At 48.8% G+C, this 6,138-nt stretch carries 5 protein-coding genes; all 5 read left to right on the plus strand.

All coding sequences use genetic code 11. From position 1 onward, the window contains the following. Positions 1-10: 10 nt before the first annotated feature. From QD47_RS10435 to QD47_RS10455, 5 genes are read left to right on the plus strand one after another with little or no spacing between them, the layout of a single operon-like run. On the plus strand, positions 11-1,471 hold the full coding sequence (locus tag QD47_RS10435) for a class I adenylate-forming enzyme family protein (protein WP_044646066.1): 1,461 nt from the start codon (positions 11-13) through the stop codon (positions 1,469-1,471). 57 nt (positions 1,472-1,528) lie between these two features. Next, positions 1,529-2,752 carry an aldehyde dehydrogenase family protein gene (locus QD47_RS10440; RefSeq protein ID WP_044646067.1) on the plus strand — a complete coding sequence of 408 codons (1,224 nt, stop codon included), beginning with the start codon at positions 1,529-1,531 and terminating at the stop codon, positions 2,750-2,752. Next, positions 2,749-4,449, plus strand: coding sequence for a thiamine pyrophosphate-binding protein (locus QD47_RS10445; protein ID WP_044646068.1), 1,701 nt, complete (start codon positions 2,749-2,751; stop codon positions 4,447-4,449). The genes QD47_RS10440 and QD47_RS10445 overlap by 4 nt, the downstream gene beginning before the upstream one ends. Positions 4,450-4,472: 23 nt before the next feature. Next, a complete protein-coding gene (gene fabF / locus QD47_RS10450; protein ID WP_044646069.1) occupies positions 4,473-5,714 on the plus strand; it encodes a beta-ketoacyl-ACP synthase II in 1,242 nt (413 codons plus the stop codon). Positions 5,715-5,718: 4 nt separating this feature from the next. Next, positions 5,719-6,126: a 3-hydroxyacyl-ACP dehydratase FabZ family protein gene (locus tag QD47_RS10455; protein ID WP_052646752.1), complete on the plus strand. Its 408-nt coding sequence runs from the start codon at positions 5,719-5,721 to the stop codon at positions 6,124-6,126. Positions 6,127-6,138: the final 12 nt, after the last annotated feature.

The following is a 6,138-nucleotide window of genomic DNA, read 5'->3' on the forward strand; positions in this document are numbered from 1 at the left end:
AGGGAACGCTGTGCTTGTTACGCATACGGATTGCCGTATTATCTCACCTGAAGGGATTATGACAAGGGAGCGTCTGGAGCGGGATGTTACGATCTTCTCCCGTATGTTGGCTCTCCGGGGAATTCCTGAAGAAGGCAGAGTGATTCTGAAAGCGGCCAATTCTTATTATTTTGTTGTGTGTCTGTTCTCCCTGTGCAACATTGCTGTTTCGGTGACTGTAGTGGACGAGCAGACCGTGCTTGATGAAATAGCTCAAATTTACGACGAAGCGGGTGCCTGCTGTATCCTGACCGATTGCGATCCAGGACTTTCTGATGCTTCTGTTATTCTGATTCAAGATCTAATCCAAGAAGAAGCAGTACACCCGCATTGGGTTGGAGAGCCGGAGATCCATGGCATCGACTTTAACAAGTGGTGCGAGAGATCGGATGCTCTCATTCTGTATTCTTCAGGTACGACGGGAAAACCCAAGGGAATCGTGAAAGCTGGATCAGCCTTCATGGACAATATCAGGCATTCTATCCACGCCATGAACTACCTGCCGTCTGACCATATGCTCCCTGTTGTACCGTTTTCTCACTTCTATGGTATTTCACTCATCTTCTCCTGGTGGTTAACCTCATGTTCTCTCATCATTTGCAATCCTAAAAACCTCTGGAGCGTCATTGCAAGTATTACGAAGGACCGGGCGACGGTCGTAGACGCTAACCCCTCAGCTTTTTACACCTTGCTGCGTATGCTAAACCGAAAACCCGAACAACTGGAAATGGTCAAGGAATCTCCGGTGCGCATGTGGTGCGTAGGCGGTTCCCCACTTACCCAAGACCTCGAAGAGAAATTTAACAACATATTTGGACAGCCCTTGCTGAATGGTTACGGTCTTTCTGAATTGGGCAACGTTACGCTGGGGACGCTGGAGTGTCCACAAGGTTGTGGCAAGCCGTTGCCGGGTGTGGATCTGAAAATACTAGACGCCGCTGGCGAGCAGCAGGCGGACGGCATCGTAGGCGAAGTGTGGATACGCAGTGCCGGATGCATGGAAGGCTACCTGAATCGTCCAGACCTGACGCAGTCGGTTCTTCAGGACGGGTGGTTCAAGACGGGTGATCTGGGCTACCTGGATGACGAAATGCTGTATGTCATTGGTCGCAGCGGTAAGACGGTCAACCGGATGGGCTATATGGTATCTCCGGTCTATATCGAGGATCGGATTGGTTCGCTAGGTTACCGATCCTGTGTGATTACCTTGGAGGACGAGGCGAAAGGAACATTGCTTGTTGCATTCATCGAAAGCGAATTCTCGCAGGCTTTGTCTGTACTCCGCAAAGAGATGAATCGGGTACTTCCTTCATACATGTTTCCCGATCTTTTGCTTCCGCTCGCCCATTTTCCTTTAAATCGCAATGGAAAAGTAGATCGGCTGGAGATGGAGCACATTGCCCTGGAGAAAGCTGCTTCTCGCAAAGTGTAAGTGTTGAAGAAACAAAATATTTACCAAAAACTGCATATAGGAAAGGGAGATTGCACCATGAGTATGAATCCGGAACTGGCAAAAAACACGCTTTTTTTGGAAAGGCATGAAGCAATTCTGAAGTGCCTTAATTATTTGATTGAGCATCGGCAGGAAGTGATGGATATTCTCACCCAATTTTCATCTTATCGGGCCGCCAATGCAGAAATTGATTCCACGATCCTCACACTTCAAGGTGCTTTACAAGAAGTGCAGACCTATCAGCCAAGCCTGCAACGATCTATGGCTGTATTTATGCCTTCCAACGTCGTTTTGTATTCCTATGCATTATACCTCTTGATTCCGTCCCTTTACGTTGAGAGTATAGACTTTCGTCCTTCTTCTCACGTAAATGAGTACGTCAACATGCTGCATGAAAAGCTCCAGGCTGTACATGGATTACCCATCTATATTCGTAAGGTTAGTCAGAGAGTTTTCATGGAAAATTCCGTTTTGCCAGCTGATATTGTGGTGTTCACGGGTAGCTATACTAATGCGGAGAAAATCAAAAAACAGATTCGAAAAGAACAGCTCTACATCTTTTACGGACAAGGGATAAATCCTTTCATCATTGGACCTGATGCCGATCTGGAGCTGGCCGTTACCGATGTGATCCGAATGAGATTGTTCAATTCTGGACAGGACTGCCTGGGGCCCGACATCATTCTGGTGCATCAAGACGTGACGGAGAATTTTAAAAACTTGCTAATCGAGCGGCTTGACCAACTGGTGTTTGGAGCCAACAATGATCCGAACGCGAGCTATTCCCCTATTTTCTATAAAGACACGCTGTATTCGGTTTCGGAATATTTTAATACGAACGATAAGTTTATTATTTACGGCGGTGGCATTGATTTCCGTACGAAAAAGATGGAGCCGACGATTGTATATAGCGAGCTAGATCAGGATTTGGAGATTATTGAGTATTTTTCACCGGTCTTCAACGTGGTTAGCTACCGAGACGACGAGCAGCTAATCAAGCGTATTTCCTCCAGCTATTTCAGTGAACGTGCGATGGGCTGCAGCTTATACGGGTCTGAACACCTGACGGATGTCCTGCGAAAGAAGCACACGCTGACCATTAATGAAACGCTTGAGGATGTGGATCAGGGCAATAAGCCCTTTGGTGGCTATGGCACGATGTCGAATTATATTTTTTACGATTTTAAGCTCGTTTCGAAGCCAATTTTGATTTCAGAAATTGTCGCAGAATATTTGTCGGAAAAGAGGAGTTTGGTATGACTGCGAGCTTATCTCCCTGGGATGCCATCATTGGCTACTTAAAATCGGCTGGAGTTCGGCATCTCTTTGGATTACCAAGTGATGATCTCAAAATCGTATCATCACTCCCTTCGTCGGGTATGGATTTTATTCTGTGCAAAGATCAGCGTAATGCTGTGTTCATGGCAGCAGGCTATGCACTCACAACCAACCAGATGTCCGTATGTGTTGTAGGTAAAGGCCCTGCGCTCAGTAATACACTCACGGGGCTGCTGGAAGCGAAGAACCTTGGTGCTCCGCTTTTACTTTTGGCGCTTGGCACTGGAGGAGACAAGCTGGGTACCCGATCCTTTCAGGAGGCAGATCAAATCTCACTCGTGAAGCCGCTCGTAAAATGGGCTTACCGTGTCGAGCATGTGGATCGACTTGTATGGGCGCTGGAGCGAGCGGCTTTTTTGGCGATCAATGGGGCTCCAGGTCCGGTCTATATTGAACTACCCGAAAACCTGATGGACCAGCCTGTGCCGACAGGGCTTCAGTTTATTCCGCCAGAAAAGCTTTCGTGCTCTCCGTCTCTTCGGGAGCTGGATGCGGCATGGGAGATTATCAAGACTGCTCGCAGGCCTGTCATTTTGGTCGGAGGCGGGATGAAGTCCGTTACAAATGATGTAATCGGGATATTCGCTGATCTGTGCGGAGCAGCCTTGTTCGCAACCGCCTCGGGACGGAGCGCAGTTGATGAAGAGGACGAGCTTTTCTGTGGGGTGGCCGGGCTCTATACGGATCTCAGTCTGAGGCAAATCTGGAAGGAATCTGATGTAGTGATTGCGCTGGGCAGCCGATTGGAAGAAACGGCTACGTTTGAGTGGGATATTTTGCTAGAGGATACACCTTTAATTCAGGTCAATGTCGAGCTGGAGGATTTTGCACACGAATACCGGGGCATCAAAGTGCTTGGAGATGGATATGCAGCATTAGAGCAGTGGGTTCAACGGTACAGACATAAACATGATGGAGCGTGGCTTGAAACGATCAGAAGGTGTAAGCAGAAGGCATTTTCTAATAGAGCCATTTATCTGGAGGAGCTGAAAAAGTCCCCTGGAATTCACGTTCCAGAGCTGCTGGAGATCATTCAGACAGATTTTCCAGAAAAAATGGTGCTTGTTCAGGAAAATGGATTACAGGATATGTGGTCTTACTTTTATCCATATTTTTACTTCATACAAGGTTCTCTTTCAATTGTTCCCAGTGACCAAACGAGCCTTGGATTCGGTGCGGCTGCTGCTTTGGGAGCAAGTCTAGCAACAGAACGTCCAGTAGTGGCACTGGTAGGGGACGGTGCGTTCAATCTCTTCTGTTCGGATTTTATGACGGCTGTGCAGTATCAAATACCGCTGATCTATCTCGTACTCAATAATGGCGGGTATGGTTGGTTGCAAAATCAGATGAATTATAAGCACCTTTCAGGGCAGTCCCTCCCATTTGTTTCAGAGGCGGCCAAGACAGGAATCCAAATTCCACAGTATGAATTTGTGGAAAGTCTTGCAATCCGGAGCAAGGGGGAGGCCCGGGAACAGCTTCAGCTTGCTTGGCAAAAGTATCAGGAGAACAAGCTTGTGGTCGTCGAGGTATATGCTGATCTTGCGGATGTGCATGAGAAAATCAGTCATGTGTATGGCGACTTTCCTCTCTACGAGCAACAGGCTTCCAAGAATTAATTTCAGCGAAGGACGTGGGTACAGTGAGAAGACGTGTTGTGGTGACAGGACAGGGAGTCGTAACGCCGGTTGGGCTTAATCTTACAGATTTCTGGAATTCACTGTTGGAAGGAAAGAGCGGTATCGGACCTGTCACTGTTTTTGATACAGCGGACATTCCGACGAAGATTGGCGCACAGGTTACGGGCTTTGATCCGTTGCAATATATGAGCAAGAAGGAAGCTAATAAAGTAGCACAGTTCACCCAATTTGCCTTGGCGGCTGCCCGTCAGGCAGTCGAGCAATCGAAATTAGTGATTGACGAGCGGAATGCAGGCCGCGTGGGGGTTATTGTCGGCTCTGGAGCAGGCGGCCTCGACGTCATAGAGGAGAACTACAGGAAGTTAACAGAGCTCGGCCCCAAAAGGGTTTCTCCTTATTTTGTTTCCTCGATGATGATTAATTCTGCGCCTGGTGAAATCTCCATTGCTATCGGAGCCAAGGGACCTTCGTTTGCCGTGGTTACGGCTTGTGCTACTGGAAGTAATGCCATCGGTGAGGCATTACGTACGATCCAGTATGGCACGGCAGATGTCGTGGTGGCTGGAGGAGCAGAAGCCAATTTTAGTCAGCTTGATTTGGCATCTTTTGCGAATATCCATGCTCTTTCCAGACGCAATGAAGAGCCGCAGAAGGCCAGTCGCCCGTTTGATGTGGACCGCGATGGATTCGTCATCGGTGGAGGAGCAGGGGTCTTGGTGCTGGAGGAGCTGGAGCATGCCTTGAACCGCGGGGCCACCATTTTGGCCGAAGTTGCGGGTTACGGATGCACAACCGATGCGTATCACATCACGGCTCCAGATCCCTCGGGCTCCGGTCCGGCAGAAGCGATCAGCATCGCACTGCAGGATGGTGGCTTGACACCGCAGGAAATCGACTATGTCAATGCCCATGGTACAAGTACGCCGTTTAACGACCGTATGGAGATCAATGCCATTCAGAAGGTATTCGGGGAGCATGCCCCCCATTTGGCGATATCGTCTATTAAATCCATGACAGGCCATTTAATGGGCGGCGCAGGGGCAGTCGAATTAATTGCAACTGTACAGAGCATGATCCACAGCAAAGTACCACCGACACTCAATTGCGACAACCCTGAAGCCCCTGAACTGAATTTTGTCCCGCATGTATATCAGGAACGTGAGGTCCGTGCGGCGATTAGCAATTCCTTTGGTTTCGGGGGGCACAACGTCTGTCTTGCTGTTCGCAAGTGGGAAGGGGTATAAGCCTGTGAGCGAAGAGCTAATTCATATCCCGGATGTGCTTCCGCACAGGTACCCGTTTCTTCTGCTGGATGGCGTGACTGGGTACGAAACATCGCAATGGGCGAAGGGGTACAAGCTTGTCACCTGGAGTGAGTGGTTTATTACAGAGGCTAATCCATACATGCCTTCTATGTTGATCGTGGAGTCGCTCGCACAATTGGCGGCATTCGCTGCGATTGACAAAAAAGGTATTTCATATCTGACCAACCTTAATGGAGTTCGATTCCATAGCTTGGCGAAGCCAGGGGACCGAATTGATCTCCATTTTCAAGTCAACAAGCGTCGGCGGGGCTATATACTCGGAAGCGGTCGGGCTTCTGTAGGCGATCGTTTGGTGGTTGAGGCGGAGGAAATTGTTTCACTTGATCAATAAGCGGAGGAAGCG

This window comes from Paenibacillus terrae, from assembly GCF_000943545.1.
GTDB classification, from domain to species: Bacteria; Bacillota; Bacilli; order Paenibacillales; family Paenibacillaceae; genus Paenibacillus; species Paenibacillus terrae_A.

What these genes read in the sequence shown, in the direction of transcription:
- QD47_RS10440 (WP_044646067.1), top strand. Translation starts at nt 1,529, where the DNA reads ATGAGTATGAATCCGGAACTGGCAAAAAACACGCTTTTTTTGGAAAGG.
- QD47_RS10445 (WP_044646068.1), top strand. Translation starts at nt 2,749, where the DNA reads ATGACTGCGAGCTTATCTCCCTGGGATGCCATCATTGGCTACTTAAAA.